The following is a 20,355-nucleotide window of genomic DNA, read 5'->3' as shown; positions in this document are numbered from 1 at the left end:
CCTTTTTTTCAGGATTTTAACCAAATCCCCTTTTACGTTTAAAAATAGAATCTCAACACGATGTATAATGGATATGACTCATTTACAGTAGCTGTTTAAAAGCGCTGCATTGCACCAAGGCAGTTGCCGTTTCCTGAAATTCCGCGCTGCGGAATGCAAGCAGGGAAGCGATGAAGCCGATAGACACCACCACGAACAGGGTCATACAGATATAAGAAGATACTTTTTGCGCACGTGGTCCCACAGTAATCCCCCAACTGACCATAAATGCCCACAGTCCGTTAGCAAAGTGAAAGGATGCCGAAACGACACTGATTAAATACAAAATGAAATAAACCGGGTTCGTCACGATGCCATGCATAACGCCGCCTAGCTCCTCATGAGTTACTTTACCCAGAGCCACCTGAAAGCGTGTGTCGTATACGTGCCAGATAATAAATACAAATGTAATGACGCCAGAAATACGCTGGAACAGAAAGCGCCAGTTACGTGAATATCCGAACCTTTTGACATTCGGGTCAGCCTGATAAGCGATATACAAGCCATAGATTCCGTGGAACAGTAATGGCAAGTAGATGAATAACGTTTCTAGCACAATAACCAGCGGCAAACCATTCAGGAAGGCCACGCTGCGATTAAATCCTTCCTTGCCGCCCTCCACCGCTGTGAAGTTCGTCACCAAATGCTCAACAAAAAATAGAGCCAACGGAATGACGCCAAGAAGCGAATGCAGCTTTCTGGAATAAAATCCTCTCATCTAGGTCATGCTCCCTTCTCCCAATAATAGCGTTTTCAATAGTAATATAACATATAAAATGACAGTTCCCGACAGGAAATGTCCAACAAGGTGTCCCTTATAAGGAAAAACAAAAGTGTGAACATCTTGTGTCGCTTTCATGTTACTCCTTTTCGGCTTATAATGGAATTGCAATATACGTATTAATTATTATGTCTTTTTTGCATATAGAGAGGAAGTGGATGATTTGTTTGAGGATTTGAACGCTTTTGCCGTCATTGTCGAGCAGTCCAGCCTGAATAAAGCCTCTAAACTGCTGAATCTGTCCCAACCTGCCCTGTCTCGCAAAATTGCCAAGCTGGAGGAAGAGCTGGGTGTGAATCTCTTTGATCGTCGGGGCAAACGGCTCGAAATTACGTCCACTGGCCGATTTGTTTATACATTCGCGCTAGAGCAACGGCAACGACAGCTTCGCTTTTTACAAAAGCTGTCCCAGCACAAAAATGAAGCCCAGAGTATGCTTACACTCGGCGCAAGCCTCACGACACTCCAAACGACGCTGCCTACCCTCGTCGAAGCTTTCATGAGCAAGCATCCTCAAACCGAGCTGAAGCTGCTCACCGGTAAAACCCATGAAATCGTCGCCTTTGTACGTGATAAAAAAGCAGACGCCGGTATTGTCGGGTCTGCCATTCATGAAGCCGGGCTGCGTTGCATTCCGCTATTTGATGATCATTTGGAGCTCGTTGTTCCCATTGGACATGAATTAACCGTCAAGACAGAAACGGCCTCGATGAAAGATCTGCAAGGATTGCCGATGATTATATTCTCCAAAGGAACCTGGTACCGCAGTCTGACGGATGACTTGTTCCAGCGCAGCGGCATCATGCCGGATATCCGAATGGAAATCGACTCCTTTGAGGCGATTGTACGCCTGCTTCCAACCTGTAAGGCTTCTGCCTTGCTACCCAAATCCTATTTGCGCAGCGAACTGCTGCGGGATAATGGACTGACTGCATTGTACTTGCCCGATTTGAAGGAGACACGCCGAACGACCTCCCTCATTTACTCGGAGACGACCGATCTCGGTCCGACAGCACGACGCTGGATTAGCGAGACACGTGCGTCGTTTGCAGGCTACCGTATGGTGTAGAGGGTTAACCCTCTTCATTAACATTAACAACCTCATCCTCAAAGCGACCGATATTGTCATTCGAGCCGATGATAACCATAATATCGTCTGCTTTTAGCCGATCCATAGCCGTCGGTGCGATCAGGATACCGTTCGCCGTATGAAGCGCCACGACACTACAGCCAAAGCGAGTACGGGCATTTAGCTCTGCTAGCGTTTTGCCATTCAGACATGCAGGTACATTGAGTTCCACAATACTGTATTCTTTGGACAACTCCAAATAATCGAGCAAATTAGGCGTGACTAGCTGATGAGCTACGCGGATACCCATATCCCGTTCCGGATAAATGATCCGGTCCACACCGAGCTTCTCTAACGCACGCCCGTGCAGCACAGATATGGCTTTGGCTACGACTTTTTTCACACCCAGCTCCTTCAGCAAAATGGCGGTCAGGATGCTTACTTGAATGTCATCACCAATAGCAACAATGCCGCAATCGAAATTACGGATGCCCAGTGATCGCAATGAGTCTTCATCAGTAGCGTCGGCCACGACAGTATGTGTCAACATCTCACTCATACTGTCCACCACATCCTCATTCCGGTCGATGCCTAGCACCTCGCACCCCATATCCACCAATTGCAAAGCCAGGCTTGAGCCAAACCGCCCCAAGCCAATAACTACAAACTGCTGCGTTTTCATATCTACTCGAAAACTCCCTTATCTGAATCAATTTCATAAATGAGGATTTTGCAAAATCCTGAAATGATTAAACCAACGAATTATTTAGTGCATATAGACAAAATCAAACCATTTTGATCTATATGTACTCTTTATCAAAGCTACTGAGGGTATTATGAAATGGATTCATCCTATAATCATTTTGCCTTCCGGATGACGATATAATTCTTTACCCTTTTTCGGCCCTAGTGCATAAGCTAGCGTGAGTGGCCCCAGTCTACCTGCAAACATCGTCAGGGTAATCACCAGTTTGCCTATGACTGTCAAATCAGGTGTAAGCCCTATCGACAGCCCCACCGTACCAAACGCAGACACCGTCTCGAACAAGATCATCAAAAAATGATGATCTTCGGTTGCCGACAAAATCATGGTCACCCCGATCACGAACAGCAGCCCCAGCAGGGTAATGGTCAAAGCCTTGTAAATTCGTCCCTGCGCAAGTCGGTACCTGAACAGCACAATATCTTCACGTCCCCGTAGCATCGAAATCACGGCTCCAATGAGCAGCGCGAATGTTGTGGTCTTAATCCCGCCTCCAGTAGAGCCAGGAGAAGCCCCGATAAACATGAGTATGATGATAAAAAACTGCGTAGCCTGCCGCAAGCCTGCAATGTCCAGTGTATTGGCACCTGCGGTACGAGGGGTGACGGACTGGAATAAAGATCCCAGCAGTTTGCCACCCCAATCAAGCGAGCCAAGAGTCTTTGGATTCGTAAATTCAAATACAAAAATCACGAGCGTGCCGACTACAATCAGAACGCCCGTCATGCTGAGTACCACCTTAGTATGCAAGGACAGTCTCTTGCGCTTGCGATATTCTGCCAGGTCCGACATCACTACAAAACCAATGCCGCCTGAAATAATCAGGAACATAGCTGTAAAATTAACAATCGGATCATATACATAACCTGTCAGGCTGCGAAAGTGCCCGAATAAGTCAAAACCAGCATTGTTAAACATGGAGATGGCATGCCAAATCCCAAAATAAATCGCCCTGCCTACAGGCATATCAAACGACCAGCGAATCGCAAATATTGCAGCACATACGCCTTCAATGACCAGCGAGTACAGCAGCACCTTACGAATCAATCCGACAATTCCTTCGACAGAGGTCTGATTCATCGCTTCCTGTAAAATGAGGCGCTCCCGTAAGGAAATCCGACGTTTGAACACCAGCGCGATCAAGGTAGCCATAGTCATAAAGCCCAGACCGCCGATCTGAATGAGCGCAGCGATAACAACTTGACCAAAGGTTGTAAAAAAGGTCCCCGTATCCTTTACGACAAGCCCTGTAACACAGGTCGCGGAAGCGGCAGTAAACAAAGCGTCTATAAACGCAAGTGGCTTTCCTGTTGTATTGGAGATCGGCAGCATTAACAATAAACTACCTATTAGAATGATAATGGCAAAGCCCGCAACGAATATCTGCGGTGGAGAAAGACGGAGCCAGCTTGCATTGGGATTCATCTATTCATCACTTCTCCTACTCCTTAAAACTATAAAAACAGTGATTTAATACGGTGTAAGCCCGCTACGCGTTCCATTTGATCTTCCGATCGCTGTTGCCCCTGAATTTTTTGATTTTCTTTACCTTGACAAGGTTAAAATTCAGAGGCAAAGGCGAACGCTACCGCTTCTACAGATTCAAATGGACCGCTTCGCTACCCACCGCCTTAAAACCACGGTTTTATCGTAAGGGTGACAAAGTAACTATAATTTAGCATTCCCTGGATAAAGAAGAATGCATGTCAAGCACTACTCGGCCCCCTGTGCTATTGGCGGGCAGCAGCGAAGGGGGCAGAATTGTTCTGAAGAAGCGAAGCGTTTGCCTTTATCTTCGGATTTTAACCATTAAAGTGGTTATACAATCAAAAAATTCGGGGATAACAGCAATCGGAAGAATAATCTGCACCCGCAGCGGTCTAACCAATCCATACACTTTTATACACACAAAAAAAGACACCGGAAAACCGAGTGCCTGACTTGGTTCCTGCTCACAGCCTACGAGGTTAGCTGACGGATTCGGGCAGCACAGTATGCCCTATTTACACTTCCGATCCACCAGGATCGGCTGTAAAATTCACCCCAGTAACATGGTTCCCCCGTTTTCCCATAGAAATTCGGCTCAACTGTATATCATTACCTATGTATTTCATAGGCATTGCCTCAAGATTATAATCCTTCTATATCCAGATCACAAAACCGATTTCGCCGAAAAAACGTGAAATTGGCTTTATTTTGCGAATGGGCATCGTTTAATCGCAGCTTATCTTATTTTATTGGAACTTTAAAGTGCTTTCACTCTATTTTCATGAATATCGCTGGTCTGTTGGCGGGAACCTGTGCAGTATGATATCTTTAATGGATGTTCTTATTTACAGATTAAGGAGGAAACTCATGAATCCTATCGGGAAACCGGTCGTGCTCACGGCCAACTTCAAAAAATTAGGCTTGCTGGGCGGGATTGGCCTGATTTGCTTTTTTATCTTTCAATTGCTTATTCCCTCGCTTAGCAATCCGAGTCCAGAATCAGTAATGAACGCAAAGGTCATCAGCAAACAAGAAGCGGTCATACACGCATTGGACTTTGCCCGCTCCGAGTTGGGCTATACTGAATCACAGCCAGAGGAGCCTGTCGTGACCTATCAGGCCGAAACAGATTTGTACGGTTATTTATCTAGAGAAAAACTGCTTCAACAGTACGACCGTACATGGAAGAAAAATTACCCTTACGAAACCTTTCGGGTTGATCTGCCTGAATCCTCAGCGAAAAGCAAACTACAAATTCATGTAGATTTATCCACTGGGAAGGTCGTTAGCTTTAAACGGATCACCTCCAGTACCAATTACACACAGGCTGATATTTCTACGGATGAACAAGCACGTAACAGGCTTGTACGTGTAGCTGAGGACGGCATGACACTTGAAGCGAAGGAGCAGGCGGCCGCAGTATGGGTCAAGCGCTTTGGCTTTAAGCCGTCGGACTTGAAGCTCGCCACCACTGAAAAAGAAGGCGGATTAAAGTATACCGTAGACGATAAAAAAATCGGCGCCTCGGTACTTACACTGGCTTTTACTTTCGAAGACGGTGATGTTCGCTCCTTCTCTCAAAGCTTTTCGGCCCCGTCGTCCTATACCGATTATATCGAAAAGCAAACATTTTGGGCGAATTGGATGACCTATGCGGGTTATGCCCTATTTAGTTTTGTGCTGGGCGTACTTGCCATTGTGTATGCGTCACTCACCCGACGACATACTTCATTTGTACGTGGGATTGTTCTGTCAATTATATACTTTATTGCTAGTATAGCTGGGACAATGAACATGCTGCCTTTATTGCAAGCAGAAGCAGGCGGTAAGGGCATGCTTATATTTCTTATGGTGTTCCAGATTGGTGTTACCTTCTTCATGGCGGTAGCGCTCTACTTCTCCTTGGTCGGCGGTGACGGACTTATGCGTCAGGTTGGACTGAATGCATGGCCGCGTGCGAAAGAGCCGGGCTATGGGCTGTATGTGCTTCGCAGTATGTATGTTGGCTACTTGTGGGCCTTTATTTTACTCGGGGTACAATCCATCTTATTCTTTATACTGGAGCGCACATTTAATACATTCTCCACAACCGATGCCACGCAATCCCCTTACAATATGGCTTATCCATGGTTACTGCCGATTATGGCCTGGATGGCAGGTATTGGAGAAGAGACTGTCTACCGTCTGTTTGGTATTCCGATGGTCAAAAAAATAGTAAAAAACACTTTTGTTGCTTGTCTGATCACCACGCTGATTTGGGCACTGGGACATACACTTTATCCAATCTATCCGGTGATTTCTAGACCTATTGAGCTGACTTTTCTTGGTTTGCTGTTCAGTTTTGTGTTCCTGCGTTACGGTTTTATTGCCGCCATGTTCAGCCACGTTATTTTTGACAGCATTCTAATGGGGCTTAGTGTGATGAGTCTGGGAGACACTGTGAATGTGAGCGCTGGTCTATTCTGGATCTTACTTCCAGCCATTGTGGGTTACATCATTTATTGGTTTAGTCCTAAAAAGCCAAATCGAATTATGTTTGAACCTATCAAAAAAGAGGAGCCGTATTCTACGACTCCTCCTCCCGAAGGGCAGCTATAATCTGACGCGCAAGCTTATCCCCAATAGAGAGAGGCCGGAATTCTTCGACGCTGGCCTCTCTTATTTTTTTGAGTGATCCAAAATGCTTAAGCAGTAACTTACGCCGTTTCTCGCCGATGCCTGGAATAGAGTCCAGCCGGGAAGTTACCATAGATTTGCCGCGTTGCTCGCGGTGGAACGTGATGGCAAAACGGTGAACCTCGTCCTGAATCCGTTGCAGCAGATAAAATTCTTCGCTATTGCGTGCAAGTGTCACGGCCTCAGAGGACTCTCCCACTAATAGTTGGGAAGTTCTATGTTTGGCATCCTTCACCAGACCACACACAGGAATGAACAAACCCAGCTCATTTTGCAGTACATCGGTCGCCGCCTTAATTTGTCCACGTCCACCATCCACAACGATCAAGTCGGGACGTTCCAGATTTTCCTTAAGCACACGTTCATATCTACGCCGAATAACCTCACGCATCGTTTCATAATCATCTGGTCCCTGCACAGAACGGATCTTATATTTTCTATACTCCTTCTTGGCAGGCTTGCCATCAATAAACACGATCATGGCGGAGACTGGATCGGAACCCTGGATGTTGGAGTTATCAAACGCCTCCACCCGGTGCAAGCTATCCAGCCCAATGGCACGTCCGAGATTGCTTGCAGCTTTGGATGTCCGTTCCTCATCCCGCTCGATTAGCTTAAATTTCTCATCCAAAGCAACACGTGCATTTTCCGTCGCCATGCCTGTCATTTGCTTTTTCAGTCCACGCTGCGGTACAAGTACCTTTACATCCAACCATTCAGCCAGAGCGAGAGCCGCCGTAGCTGGGTCCTCCAGTCCACCGGATAGTTGGGTTTCTGTTTCCTTTACTCCAGTGTCTTGGTCACCAACTTGGTCTTGATTCGTTGCTGCTGCATAAGTTGCTCGTTCTTCAGCCACCAGCAGTGAGTCAGCAGAATGCTCTGTCTCCGTTTGTATCGCTTTGTCATCTGCCTGTCCGGTAGCATCGGCTGTAGGTGCACTGTGGAGTGCAGTTTCTGCCGCAACCGGTTGATCGACATTGACCTGTTCCGCCTGCATCAGCTTAGGAGAATCCGGCAGCAATATTTCCTGCGGCACTGCCGGGTTGTCACTATAATATTGCGTCACATAGGACATAAAATCACTGTAAGCCTCACCGTAGAAAGGAAAAGTCGACATATGGCGCTCGATCATTTTACCTTTGCGGACATATAGGATTTGTACACACATCCAGCCCTTATCTACTGAAAAACCGAATACATCTCGATCTTTCGCATCCGATGTGGTGATTTTTTGCTTTTCCATCATCGCGTCGATGCTGATAATCTGATCTCGCAGCTCCTTGGCCCGCTCAAAATATAATTCCTCTGCGGCCTCCTGCATTTTACGCTGAAGATCCTTTTTAATTTCCTCATGTCCCCCGCTCAAAAAGGAACCAATCTCCTGACCAATCTGGTCATACGTTTCCTTCTCGACCTCTTTCACACAAGGCCCCAAACATTGATGCATGTGATAATACAGACACACTTCTTTTGGCATCACACCACACTTGCGTAACGGATACATACGATCCAGCAGCTTCTTCGTCTGATGTGCCGCGTAGGAATTGGGGTACGGTCCAAAATATTTTGCTTTATCTTTCAGAACGCGACGGGTCACCTCCAGCTTAGGGTGTGCCTCGTTCGTAATTTTCAAATACGGGAAGGTTTTATCATCCTTCAATAGCACGTTATAGCGCGGCTGGTACTTTTTAATGAGGTTGCACTCCAAAATGAGCGCCTCCATATTACTGCCTGTAACGATATATTCAAAATCACGGATATCGGAAACCAGTCGCTGCGTCTTGCCGTTATGGCTACCTGTAAAATAGGAACGGACCCGGTTTTTCAACACTTTGGCCTTGCCGACATAAATAATGGTGCCTTCGCTATTCTTCATCAGGTAACAGCCTGATGCATCCGGCAGTAACGCTAATTTGTGCCGTATGTTCTCCAGCGCCTTCTCCTGATTCTGCAAGTCCTCCGCATAAGGTTTCATTCGCCCGGTTCCTCCTTCCATTCTTAATGATTACTCAACTAACTACTTATAATATATAGGAATAATACACAAAAACGCCCCCGGTATTTACAACCGGAGGCATTGACCTTTCATGGCCGCTCCACCAAGCCCCCGCAGGAGCATGGGTCACATGCGATGATTATTGGTGTTTAGTAAGCATGCTTTTCAGCGCTTCTTTGGAGTTCAGACCTACCACTTTATCAACAGGCTGTCCGTCTTTGAAAACGATCAGGGTAGGAATACTCATCACGCCGAAACGGGAAGCAGACTCTGGATTTTCATCCACGTTCACCTTCGCGATTTTGACGCTGTCGCCAACTTCTGTGGACAAATCCTCCAGAATAGGAGCGATCATTTTGCAAGGACCGCACCATGGCGCCCAAAAATCAACCAAAACGGTTCCTGTGCCTTCGACTTCTGCGTTGAAGGATTGATCGGACACGTTAACAATTGCCATTGTATGTTCCTCCTTTATAGAAAAGTCAAGATTATTATAACCTGTAATGTCTGTTTCGACACCTTTTAATTATATCACAATAGTCTTTTAATTGTAAGATATCAAAATAGCAGACGGAAAAACGCTACCCCCGCTGATTTTTTCCCTTTACGGTAATGACATCTACAAAAGGACGAATCCGGTCCATCAAGCGTTGTCCTTTGTACATTTCCTCTCCGTCCTTGCTCGTAAAGCTAAGATGCTTCTCCAGCCCCTGCAATGAGTAATTGGAAGTATAAAAGGTAGGTTTGCGATTCATTCGGTAATTCAGTATGGAGCCCATCACATGGTCCCGTACCCACGGGCTTAAATTTTCGGCACCAATATCGTCAAATACGAGCAGATCACAATTTTTGAGCATTTCGGTCGTTTCCTTCAGCTTCTGCCCGTCCTGAATCATGGACTTTAAGTCCTCCACAAAATCAGGCATATACACGATCACACCGTTCAGACCTGACAGAGCCAACTCATGCAATAGATAGCCCATCAAAAAAGTTTTACCCGTACCAAACGTACCTTCCAGATACAGTCCTTTTTTGGATAGACCCTGACTTTTCGTTTCTTCAATGTAACGGAATAGCTGTGTGACGGCAGGCATACGTTGTGAATCTTTGCGTGCAATTTCAAGAGCGTTATATCCCTCCAGAAGTGCGCGTTCATCCACATAAAAGCTTTTAATTCTCTGACGCACCCGTTGTTCATGTTGGGAGGCAACCAGCTTCGCACATGGGGTCCGAATGTCCACGATTTCAGCTGTTCCATTCGGATATTCCACGCCCAGCTTACAAAAGTGGCCCTGAAAATCGTTAGGACACCGTTCCAGCCCCGGACAATTGTCGCAATTTCGACGATCCCGGGCATACTGAAAGAGCATGCTCATGTTGAGTCGCAATTGTGTTTCGTCCACATCAGGATGCGCAGCACAAAATTCCTGCACGAGCGGATCATTTAGAACTTGATCGGCTACATTGCGAGTGCGCTGGCGAAACGAAGGGTTCTGCATCTGCTGTAGCAAATCGCCCAGTGATTCCAAGAACGCTCCTCCTTTCTAAAATGTGCAGAGTTATGGAGGGAGACGACGCTACGCGTGCAGATTGTTCTTCCGATTGCTGTTATCTCTGGATTTCTGAATGATAATTTTCAAAAGTTGAAATCCGGGGATAAAGGTAAACGCTTCGCTTCTTCAGAACAATTCTGCCCGCTCCGCTGCCGACCGCCATAAAGTCGACATCTATTTGAATTGGCTTCGCTTAATAGTTTTATAAAACCTAAAATTCACTAGACTTTTTTCTGTTTTCCGGATTGCATTCGTTCGGCCAGACGCAGCAGTTCATCCAATTCTTCCTCAGATACAGACTCCTCAGAAGGGTGATCCTGAACGATTGGAATGGATGGCTTGGCTGGACCGTTATTTTTGGTATATGCGCGGGATCGGCCGCCGGAAGGAGAAGCAGAGGACTGTTTTCCTTTTACCTTGGCTTGATCCCTTATATATTGAACGGCTTTTTCGTAAGTGTTTACCTGCTTAAGCAGCATGTTGGAAGCAACGGCCTCGACAAAGTTGCGGTTAATCCGCTGATCGCTCCCAGATACGAGCAGTGACATCAAATAATGGATCAGCACATTGATGACTTCACCGGGCAGCTTATAGCTGATATCAATTTTCTCGAATATATCCAGCAGGTTACCGGGAACCGTGCCGGGGAAAAAGGTTTGCAGCAAACGGCGATAAGGCTCGTTGCGCAACATCATATTATATTGGTGAATGTCACACTTGGCTGTGAATTGTGGTGGAACCTCCACATAAAATTCCATTTCCACAGCCTGTTCTGCAGGCGGCTCTTCAGATGTGGAAGTTTCCCTCTGGCGCAAGGCGACCACTTTGGCGGCCTGTACCTGCTGTTCCTCCTGACGCTTCCGATCCTGTCTGGAGTGCTGACTAGCCCGAAGCTGAAGCTCGTCAAGCAACAAATCGCCTGCTTCGGTAAAAATACCATCCTCATCCAGCAAGCGACTAATATCCTGTACAGAAAGGTCAAATTTGCGAACAACGTAATTGACCATGCCTAACTGCTCGTGTTCAAACCGGAGACGCTCGACATGCTTGCGATTGGCAGATTCACGCGGAAAACGGAGAATAATATCTGCATAATTCAATGCTTCCTCCGATTCTGACGCTAGTGGTCCAGTCTGACGGCTAGTGGACACCTCGGACAGCGCCTGTTCCAGTTCATAATCTATAACATGGGTATTCAATTCAAATAACTCGTAGAAAGGAATCGAAATATTCTCTTTATTATAGGAAGATTGCGACCATTCGCTAGATTCCCTGCTCCACAACGATTCTCTCAGAGAGAGCACTGCAAACTTACCGATCTTGTCTCTCAACAAAAGGGTGAGATGCTGTGTTCTGAAAAATTCAGCAGGTGCGAGCGGCGGCTGCATCTCATATTCATACATATAGTCGTCCGTTTCGGGTGCATACAGCCTGGACGTCTGTAACAGACCGACGGCCTCCAGCTTGGAGGTCTGTTCAATCAAATACTTGCGTCCCTTCTCACTCGGCTCCAGTCCCAGTGTCAGAAAAAGGCGACGCTGCTGTTCCAACGGCGAATAACCGATTTGTCCGACTGGCACATGCTGGAACAACAGTCGATACAGACTGACCGCAAATGCGCCTACCATCGGCTGATAGACGCTTCCTAGCATCAATTCATCCAGTGCGCTCAAGCCAAATTCCCGATAAACGCAGTAGCGGTGGTTCTCAGTATAGTGCAGCAGGTTTTTCATCCGCATTCCAACATTCTTCCTTTCCTGACATAACGGTCTCCAAGATGTTTTTCTATTCTATCATACTTGCCTTCTCGTGGGACCAACAAAATAAGGGCAATTGTTCTCCTTTTTGGCAGCCGTATTCGTCTGAGTTCTACTTTTTTCGAGAATACTAACTATTTTAAGACTTTGTGACCTGTATCATGGTAAAAATAAAATTCTTCACACTTCTTTCATTGGTGAAAAGCTTTACTTTGAGCTACAATATAATGGTTAAGCATCACGTATTGGATACAGGAATGATATAAGGAAGTACACATATTTCGGCTAAGCCGATTATCATTTACAGACGCAAAGGAGTGTAGATCGTGAGTCAACATCAACCTCAACAAACCCCAGCAACTCCCAACGAAGTAGCCTCCACACTGGAAGGCTGGTATGCGCTTCACGATTTCCGGTCCATTAACTGGACAGCATGGAAGACCGCAGACGATGAAGAGCGCGCCGGAGCACTGGACGAGCTTCAAGAGTTTATGAAGGAATGGAACGTTACCGAGGAAGCGGGTCTGGGCAGTTCAGCTGTCTATACTGTTGTCGGACAAAAGGCTGATTTTGTCATGATGCACCTGCGCGAAACGCTGGAAGACCTCAATAAGCTGGAAAATGACTTTAACAAAACAACCTTCGCCAAATATACAACCAAAACCTATTCTTATGTGAGTGTGGTGGAACTAAGTAATTATTTGAGCAAAGATGAAGATCCCATGCAAAATCCACAAATTGTCGCACGCTTGAAGCCTGTACTAAACAAGGCCCGTTATATTTGCTTCTATCCAATGAACAAAAAACGTGACCTGGACGATAACTGGTACATGCTTTCGATGGACGAGCGTCGCACCTTGATGCGCAGCCACGGCTTAATTGGACGCAGCTATGCTGGCAAAGTAAAGCAAATCATTTCCGGTTCCGTCGGCTTTGACGATTGGGAATGGGGCGTAACACTGTTCTCCGATGACGCACTTCAGTTCAAGAAGCTAATCTACGAAATGCGTTTTGATGAAGTCAGTGCCCGTTACGGTGAATTCGGCTCCTTCTATGTCGGCAGCGTGTTGAATGAAGAAACATTTGAAGACATGTTGAAGCTGTAAACCATAAGCGTCGGAACTATGTCGCAACATACAATCAAGGATTTCGTGAACTCCCACTTTCGGGACGACGGAATCCTTTTTTATATACCTCAATGCACCAGCTTTCTTTTCTCCAGAGCAATCAGAATAAAGATAATAAGCAGCAAACCACTTAGTAAGATCAAAAAGCCTCCCAACTCGGGAATAAAATATTTTAAGCTCCCACCTTTGAAGCCCATACCTCTCAAAAACTTGAAATGCCAGGTTAATGGGAGGATGTTACTTACATATTGCAGCGATGGAGGCAGCATAGCCACTGGCAATTGAGCGCCGCTCAGTAAAAACGAAGGCAGTATAATTAGCATGAGGCGTGGGGAGGCTTTTCCAGGATTGGCCGCATTCCATCCTAAAGCCATCGCAAACAAACCCAACGTAATCGTGTACAGGAGAAATGGAATACTGAGCTGCCATACATTCGCTTCAAAGCGTAGTCCGCCAATTTGCTTAAGTAAACCAATAGACAGGTAAAAGGACACACATCCTACTAACGCATACGGCAACACCCTAAGAATCAAGCCATACGAATGCTGAAGCTCCTCTTTTAATCTTCCTTGCTCCCGCAATCGCGGGACAATTGTCAGTACAGTAGCACCAATCAGTGAAATCATGACCGTATTAATGAACCCCATAACCGAGGTCATCAAAGTAGCATTGGTAGGATTATATAACAGGCGCTGCTGAAGCAGCATATTGGAAGTAAGCCCTGTAACCTGACTGTCACTCATTCCCATACCCTTTAATCCACCACCAGCCAGCATCGCATTTTCCGTCGCCATGATCTCTGTGACTGCCGAGCGTAGATTTCCAGTAGCCTGACCTACCGTATTATCTACATAAAAACCGATGTTGCTCTGAACCCCTTTAATCCTATTTTCCTCCAACCCAGCTGGAAGGTAAATCACCGCAAAAAACTTTTCATTATATAAAAGTAAATTCGGATCGGTTTCGTTCTCTTGCACATGGCGTACATCAATATACTGCGATGCATCTAATTTATTAATAAGCTGTCGGCTATAACTGCTATGATCTAAATCAACTACAGCTACAGAGGCATCGTTAAGCTGATTATTTTTAAAAACAAATCCAAAGGCAACAGCTACCACGATAGGAACGAGCAGCATAATAAAAACCATCTTGTCGCTGATCATCAGCTTCCATTCTTCTATAAACGCCTTCATTTCGTCACAACCTCTACCGTCATTCCAGGCAATAATTCAGATGTTCGCTGGACATCCACCCGTACTTGGAAGGAGCTTATATCCGACAGACCTTTGTCCCGACTCATTCTCATGTTGGTATACAGAGGGGCAGAAGTAATGTACCTCACCTTGCCTTGGACACCTTTATCTAAAGCTACAACGTGCGAAGTCACATTTCCCCCAACTTTAAACTGTGATATGGAATCCTCGCCCACATAAATATCGTAGTATAGCTGATTGGTTTCAATAACGGCGCCCGTTGCCCCCGTAGAAACGATCTCTCCCATTTTAGGTACAATACGTGCCACCTTACCATCTGTAGATGCCTTCAGCACCATACGTCCGCGCTGCAATTCCAAAGTTTTAAGTTGAACACTCAATGCCTGCTTTTGTTGAGCCAGAAGATCCACATTGTATTCGCTATTCTTAACATCTTTTCGTGTTTGCGAGGTTTGAGTCAGGGCTTCCTTGGCTTTTTCTGTTTTGATACGAGCCTGCTGGCGTTCCTCAGCAGTTGCGCCAGCCTCCATTTTGTCCAAAGCGGTTTGCTGCTGAGCGATCCCATTTTTAGCAATGTCCGATTGTTTGCTAGCCGCTGTAATCTGGTTATTGGCAATTTCAACCTGATCCTTAGCTGTATCTAACGCGATTTGGGCATTATCCAGTTGGTTTTTGGCGTTATCCAGTTCTGCTTTGGTTCCAGCTCCGGCATCATATAACGCTTGGATACGGTTGTAATTCACTTTAGCCAAGTCCAGAGCCTGTTGTCTGGATGCTACTGTTTTTTGCGCGATTTCCGCATTTCTTTTGGCTGTCTCTACTCCTGTCAGAGCTGCGTCCAACGATTGCTGTGCTGCTTCAATAGCCAGCTTTTGTCTTACAATATCCTCCGCACGTGTGCCTTGGTTTAATAAGGACTCTCCCGCTTGCGCGGCTTGAATGTCCAATTGCCCCTGTTTTTCTGAATTCGAAATTTTCTCCGACTGATTTTGCAGCCCGTCTTTAGCCTGTTTTATTTTCACATCAGCCTGTGCGATATCCGTTTTTAATTTCTCAATTTGCAAATCAAGGTCTACAGGATCGAGGGTCATGAGCACATCCCCTTTTTTCACCTGTTGTTCTTCCTTCACCTCAATCGTGTTTACTCTTCCCCCTACGCCCTGAAAAGCAACATTCACGGTATCTGCCGTAAGCAGTGTATTTTTTTGTTGGGCTGCCATACTCACAGCATCCTTGCCGCTCATTGCCATTAGCGTACCCCCGGTACCTAACGCGACAACAAGTAATACGTACACAATGATCTTTTTGTTCATTACAATAAACTCTCCTTCATGATGATTTAGCAATGATAGTTAAAAATTAATAGTCGAAAACTAATAAGAAACCTGATAGTACGACGTCTAACTATTTGAGTTGGGAAATTTTTTTATTCCCGTTTTATCTGTTCAAGTCCTGAGGAAAGCTTATTTAATAACGTAGCAAATAGAATATGATCTTCCTTCGTAAATTCATTCATCAAATCAGAAAAAAGCTGCATAAACAACGGAATTCTTTCCGTCATTAACTGTTTACCTTCATTAGTCAAGGAGATTGCAGTCATACGTCGATCCGTCAGCGTACTTCTCCGGATGATGCCGTCTCGTTCCAGCTTATCAATTACACTGGTTACTGTTGAACGAGTAACTCCTGAATATTCAGCCAGCTCGGATGGAGTCAATGCACGTTCATGAAGAAACAATGGCATTAAAATTTTCAGGTTGCCTACAGATAGCCCATATTCCGACAGTCTGGAAGACACTCCATTGTATACTTCATGCGCTGCCTGCACGAAAAGTACCAACGTATTCAACGATTGGGAGTCCGCATTTGGAAACTTTTCTGCCAATAAATTTATTCTCTTGGGATCAGCATTGATATTAAAATCAGAATTCAATCTGAAGCTCCCCCTCTGTAATTAGTAACCATACTATACGTCGTCAAATAGTTATGAGTCAATACCCTTTTTTTGTTCCCCTAAATAAAAAAGGTCTCCATGCTCCTTTTTAGGAGTCAAGGAAACCTTTCTACCTTTAGAAAAACCGTCCCTTTTTCAGTACCAGCGGAATTCCACCAATGATGAACAGATAGCGGAGATCCACAATTTTTTTCAATTGTGCGGCCACCCAACCTTTTATTTTGCGTTTGCCCACCACGGCGACGGCTTCGCCTTTTCCAAGAGATGCAACCGTCCCTTTGTTGGAAAATACGAACTTGTGCAGCTCCTTTTTGCGAAGGGTAGCGGCTAGATTTTTGGCACAAAGGACCCCTTGCTGCATCGCAATTTGGGCAGTCGGTGGATAAGGGCGTCCTTCAGGATTAAACATCAGGGAGCTGTCCCCAATAATAAAAATATCATCGTGGCCCGGTGCACGCAGAAAATCGTCGATTTTCACCCTTCCGCGCATCACTTCGAATCCGGCTTTCTCGATCAATCCGTTCCCACGGATCCCTCCCGTCCAAACCACCGTGCAGGCTTCGATTTTCTCACCCTCACCAACGATTACACCATCCTGCAAGCATTCCTTAATCGGAATTCCAATGCGGAAGGTGACACCTTTACGCTTAAGGACATCCATCGCATACTCCACCAGTTCAGGATCGAACCCTGGCAGCGCCGTAGGAGCTGCCTCGACGTTAATGATTTGAATCCGGTTAAAATCGATGTCATAGGCTCTGGCCAGCTGTGGCAATCGATCCGCCAACTCCGCTACAAACTCAATGCCACTAAAACCAGCGCCTCCTACGACGAAATTGAGGCGACCTGGTTTACCGTCATTTTTATACAGGGCCAGCTGGTATTCAATATGCTCACGAATTAGGCGAACCGAGTTAATACTGCGAATCGTCAGCGCGAACTTATCCATCCCTGGAATACCGAATGTTTCTGGTTCCCCGCCTAGTCCGATGACCAAATAATCGTAGGACAGCGAGCCATCCTCCAGCACGATTTTTTTCTCCTTTGGTATGATTTCCTTAACCGTTCCTTTGACTAAATCCACCTTGAACTCATCGATTAGCTGGGCAATCGGAATCCTTGAATGCTCGATCGTATCCGTACCTGCCGCAGGCATATGAAGATGTGTCGTAATATAGTGGTAATCATGTCGATTGATCAGCGTGACATCCGCCTCATTGTGCTTGAGCTCCTTTTGCAATTGCTGAGCCGTCAATATACCGCCATATCCAGCGCCCACAATGACAATTTTGGGAATACTGCTCATGCTTCTACCCCTTCCGATATACATAATCATTAATTATTCAAAGCTGTTCTCTCAAAACGGTTAATTTATACACAGAAAAGTCTTCATCAAATATTAATCGCTTTAACTTTGCAAGCGGAACCCAGCAGTTTATAATGATAAACAGTGAATCATGCGTTCGGCGGCTATCTGAACCTCTATGCGGCTGATTCAATATCTACAAATCCCATACTATCCCTTTCGGAGGTGTTTTTAGAGTGACAGATCAATCTACAGGTGCGGAGATCCGCGATCTGATCATTATCGGAGGCGGTCCAGCCGGTATTTTCGCCGCTTTTTATGGGGGAATGCGTCAGGCATCCGTCACCTTAATTGAAAGTATGCCCCAACTGGGCGGCCAGCTTGCAGCCCTTTATCCTGAAAAATATATTTATGACGTCGCTGGCTTTCCTAAAGTGACTGCACAAGAACTGGTTAACAATTTGGTTCAACAAATGAACCACTTTAATCCAGAGGTGCAGCTAGAAGAGAAAGTCGTATCGTTAGAGAAAAAGGAAGAACGCCACTTCATCGTGAAAACAGACAAAGGTGGCGAGTATCATGGTAAAGCGGTTATTATTACCGCTGGTGTGGGTGCTTTCGAGCCGCGCAGACTGGAGCTTCCAGGTGCCGAACGTTTTGAAAAAACGAACCTGCATTACTTTGTCAGCGACTTGAGCAAATTTGCAGGCCGAAAAGTGCTAATCAGCGGTGGTGGTGACTCTGCTGTAGACTGGGCACTTATGCTGGAACCGATTGCAGAACAGGTTACATTGATTCACCGCCGTGACAAATTCCGTGCGCATGAACACAGTGTCGAAAACCTCCTCGCTTCCAAAGTAAACGTTATTACACCAACGGAAATTACAGAGTTGCATGGAGAAGACACGATTACGAAAGTCACTCTTGCTCATGTAAAAACCAAAGAAACACAGGAAATCGAAGTGGACGATGTGATCGTTAACTTTGGATTTGTATCCACACTTGGCCCGATTGCTGAATGGGGAATTGAAATCGAAAGTAACTCTATCGTGGTCGATTCTCGCCAGGAAACAAATATGCCCGGCATTTTCGCCGCTGGGGACATTACGACCTATCCAGGCAAGCTCAAGCTGATTGCGGTCGGCTTTGGTGAAGCTCCTACGGCAGTCAACAACGCCAAGGTCTATGTAGATCCAGATGCCAAGTTGTCTCCCGGTCACAGCAGTAACATGAAATTGTAGTCTAGTTTAGACTATGACAAAAAAGGGTATTTTACTCCAAATTTGAATCTTTGGAGTGAAATACCCTTTTTTACGGTGTGCCTATTCGTTGCAGTGATTGTCCGTAAAATCATTCGAACCCTGAATGACTTTACAGTCGCAGTACGAGAGCTTGTCCGGTCTAATGAAGGACTACGGCTGTATTCATCTCTAGATTTCTTTTGTGAATCTCAGCCAGCAACAGTGCAATGAAGTCACATTCAAGTTTAAGCTCGATTGCCATCTGATAGGAATCCAAAAGCATTTCATCCGTCAGCATAGCCATCCTCGACACAACCTTTCCTTTTATTTCAAAATCTATTCTATCAAAATACCAAAAACGGAACAAGCGTTCTGTTATCCACAGTCAATTGTGGAAATCCTGTGTATAAATTGTTGGTAAGTGTCGTTAACCCATATATGTGACAGGGGATTATGTGGACAATATTTATACACAGAATTTTGACGCTTGAACACAAAAAAAATATTTTTATTATTTATATAAATATATTATATTTAGCGCCTTGTTAATAGATTAAATTGGAATTTTTTTAAAGAAAACAGAAATTATTGAGGTCTTGTATTAACCTCTAAAATCCATACCCGTCCATTCTGATCAAGCCCGTAATCAAATCCCAGTTGTCCGATCCCGGGAAAGCTTCTTTCCAGTACAGGAATACAGCGTTGTGTAAGTTGAATGATCTCTCGCCGCTTTTGAGTAGCAAGCCGCCGGGGATATATCATCCGAAGCGCCTCTGTTCCCTTCAGCAAAGTTCCCCCTCTGCACAGATTCGTAATGACCAGCCCGGGACGAGCATGACGTGCAACTACCGCACGGAAATCCCATCTCTGCCCTTCCTTCACAACTTTGACTCGATAGTCGACAGGTCTACCTTGTATACTTGCCAGTTGGATGCCTTGTTGAATGAGATATGGGCGTTGGATTCGGAGCTTATTGATTCCGAATACAAGTGCTCTAAAATGACTGAACCGGTGTGTATGCTCCATACGCGTACAAGTGTATCCCCTACGCTCCTTTGCCACACGCATGACTCCGATTCCTCCGCCTCCTTTTACAGGTTTTATAAATACAAAAGCATGCCGCCGTAGCATCATGCGCAATTGATCTTCACTATATAGACAGGTTTCCGGTATATAAACGGCGGTATGTGGATGGTGCAGCAGCGCCTTCGTCTTGAGCCATTTGCTTGCAAGTTGCCTCATCTAACCCTCTCCTTTCGCCGTCAGGTATACTTATACATACTCAACAGGAATGTTCTATTCTTGGATGATTGTCCGCGGCATGTGTCTATTTCGACAAGATCATGGCGAACGGTAGCATGCACCGAACATCACTGGTACAATGACAA

At 45.6% G+C, this 20,355-nt stretch carries 17 protein-coding genes and 1 riboswitch; of the genes, 4 read left to right on the top strand and 13 right to left on the bottom strand.

Features of this window, described 5'->3' with window-relative positions; all coding sequences use genetic code 11:
• Window positions 1-82: 82 nt before the first annotated feature.
• A complete protein-coding gene (locus ACQW03_RS16550; RefSeq protein ID WP_023990144.1) occupies window positions 83-757 on the bottom strand; it encodes a succinate dehydrogenase cytochrome b558 subunit in 675 nt (224 codons plus the stop codon).
• Window positions 758-983: 226 nt separating this feature from the next.
• Between ACQW03_RS16550 and ACQW03_RS16545 the strand changes: the two genes are divergently transcribed.
• Complete coding sequence (locus ACQW03_RS16545) at window positions 984-1,889, top strand: LysR family transcriptional regulator (RefSeq protein WP_013311798.1); 906 nt, start codon at window positions 984-986, stop codon at window positions 1,887-1,889.
• Window positions 1,890-1,893: 4 nt separating this feature from the next.
• Here ACQW03_RS16545 and ACQW03_RS16540 read toward each other — a convergent pair whose 3' ends face one another.
• Window positions 1,894-2,571 carry a potassium channel family protein gene (locus ACQW03_RS16540; RefSeq protein WP_023990146.1) on the bottom strand — a complete coding sequence of 226 codons (678 nt, stop codon included), beginning with the start codon at window positions 2,569-2,571 and terminating at the stop codon, window positions 1,894-1,896.
• A 165-nt stretch (window positions 2,572-2,736) separates the two neighbouring features.
• Window positions 2,737-4,077: a TrkH family potassium uptake protein gene (locus tag ACQW03_RS16535; RefSeq protein WP_441950658.1), complete on the bottom strand. Its 1,341-nt coding sequence runs from the start codon at window positions 4,075-4,077 to the stop codon at window positions 2,737-2,739.
• A 516-nt stretch (window positions 4,078-4,593) separates the two neighbouring features.
• Window positions 4,594-4,746, bottom strand: a riboswitch (cyclic di-AMP (ydaO/yuaA leader).
• Between the two features lie 261 nt (window positions 4,747-5,007).
• Between ACQW03_RS16535 and ACQW03_RS16530 the strand changes: the two genes are divergently transcribed.
• On the top strand, window positions 5,008-6,738 hold the full coding sequence (locus ACQW03_RS16530; protein WP_076294219.1) for a CPBP family intramembrane glutamic endopeptidase: 1,731 nt from the start codon (window positions 5,008-5,010) through the stop codon (window positions 6,736-6,738).
• Here ACQW03_RS16530 and uvrC read toward each other — a convergent pair.
• From uvrC to ACQW03_RS16510, 4 genes are all read right to left on the bottom strand, one after another.
• Window positions 6,707-8,791 carry an excinuclease ABC subunit UvrC gene (gene uvrC, locus ACQW03_RS16525; protein ID WP_220030151.1) on the bottom strand — a complete coding sequence of 695 codons (2,085 nt, stop codon included), beginning with the start codon at window positions 8,789-8,791 and terminating at the stop codon, window positions 6,707-6,709. The two genes, ACQW03_RS16530 and uvrC, sit on opposite strands and share 32 nt — an antisense overlap.
• A 160-nt stretch (window positions 8,792-8,951) precedes the next feature.
• Window positions 8,952-9,269 (bottom strand): thioredoxin, encoded by a 318-nt coding sequence (gene trxA / locus ACQW03_RS16520; RefSeq protein WP_010347861.1) that lies wholly within the window; start codon window positions 9,267-9,269, stop codon window positions 8,952-8,954.
• Window positions 9,270-9,393: 124 nt separating this feature from the next.
• Window positions 9,394-10,341: a primosomal protein DnaI gene (gene dnaI / locus ACQW03_RS16515; protein ID WP_025724035.1), complete on the bottom strand. Its 948-nt coding sequence runs from the start codon at window positions 10,339-10,341 to the stop codon at window positions 9,394-9,396.
• 245 nt (window positions 10,342-10,586) lie between these two features.
• Window positions 10,587-12,104 (bottom strand): helicase DnaB, encoded by a 1,518-nt coding sequence (locus ACQW03_RS16510; RefSeq protein WP_441950655.1) that lies wholly within the window; start codon window positions 12,102-12,104, stop codon window positions 10,587-10,589.
• 344 nt (window positions 12,105-12,448) lie between these two features.
• On the opposite strand from ACQW03_RS16510, the gene hemQ reads away from it, so the two are divergent.
• Window positions 12,449-13,228, top strand: a complete 780-nt coding sequence (gene hemQ / locus ACQW03_RS16505) for a hydrogen peroxide-dependent heme synthase (RefSeq protein ID WP_023990152.1) — start codon at window positions 12,449-12,451, stop codon at window positions 13,226-13,228.
• 89 nt (window positions 13,229-13,317) lie between these two features.
• Here hemQ and ACQW03_RS16500 read toward each other — a convergent pair whose 3' ends face one another.
• The 4 genes from ACQW03_RS16500 to ACQW03_RS16485 all read right to left on the bottom strand — a co-directional run bounded on the left by ACQW03_RS16500 (window position 13,318) and on the right by ACQW03_RS16485 (window position 17,726).
• Complete coding sequence (locus tag ACQW03_RS16500) at window positions 13,318-14,445, bottom strand: ABC transporter permease (protein WP_441950652.1); 1,128 nt, start codon at window positions 14,443-14,445, stop codon at window positions 13,318-13,320.
• Window positions 14,442-15,779 carry an HlyD family secretion protein gene (locus ACQW03_RS16495; RefSeq protein ID WP_076294222.1) on the bottom strand — a complete coding sequence of 446 codons (1,338 nt, stop codon included), beginning with the start codon at window positions 15,777-15,779 and terminating at the stop codon, window positions 14,442-14,444. The genes ACQW03_RS16500 and ACQW03_RS16495 overlap by 4 nt, the downstream gene beginning before the upstream one ends.
• Before the next feature lie 113 nt (window positions 15,780-15,892).
• Window positions 15,893-16,399, bottom strand: coding sequence for a MarR family winged helix-turn-helix transcriptional regulator (locus tag ACQW03_RS16490; protein ID WP_076294223.1), 507 nt, complete (start codon window positions 16,397-16,399; stop codon window positions 15,893-15,895).
• Window positions 16,400-16,535: 136 nt separating this feature from the next.
• The gene (locus tag ACQW03_RS16485; RefSeq protein ID WP_025724040.1) at window positions 16,536-17,726 is read right to left on the bottom strand and encodes an NAD(P)/FAD-dependent oxidoreductase; all 1,191 of its coding nucleotides are present in this window, start codon (window positions 17,724-17,726) and stop codon (window positions 16,536-16,538) included.
• Window positions 17,727-17,962: 236 nt separating this feature from the next.
• On the opposite strand from ACQW03_RS16485, the gene ACQW03_RS16480 reads away from it, so the two are divergent.
• Window positions 17,963-18,967 (top strand): NAD(P)/FAD-dependent oxidoreductase, encoded by a 1,005-nt coding sequence (locus tag ACQW03_RS16480; protein ID WP_441950649.1) that lies wholly within the window; start codon window positions 17,963-17,965, stop codon window positions 18,965-18,967.
• A gap of 160 nt (window positions 18,968-19,127) precedes the next feature.
• On the opposite strand, the gene ACQW03_RS16475 is transcribed toward ACQW03_RS16480, so the two are convergent.
• Window positions 19,128-19,271: a sporulation histidine kinase inhibitor Sda gene (locus ACQW03_RS16475; protein ID WP_007431918.1), complete on the bottom strand. Its 144-nt coding sequence runs from the start codon at window positions 19,269-19,271 to the stop codon at window positions 19,128-19,130.
• Between the two features lie 281 nt (window positions 19,272-19,552).
• Complete coding sequence (locus tag ACQW03_RS16470) at window positions 19,553-20,209, bottom strand: YheC/YheD family protein (protein ID WP_076294225.1); 657 nt, start codon at window positions 20,207-20,209, stop codon at window positions 19,553-19,555.
• Between the last annotated feature and the right edge of the window lie 146 nt (window positions 20,210-20,355).

The sequence above is a fragment of the Paenibacillus sp. DRB1-1 genome (genome assembly GCF_052119485.1).
Taxonomy (GTDB): domain Bacteria; phylum Bacillota; class Bacilli; order Paenibacillales; family Paenibacillaceae; genus Paenibacillus; species Paenibacillus polymyxa_B.
Note: the sequence above shows the minus strand (reverse complement) of the source record. Positions and strands in the feature narration are given on the sequence as shown.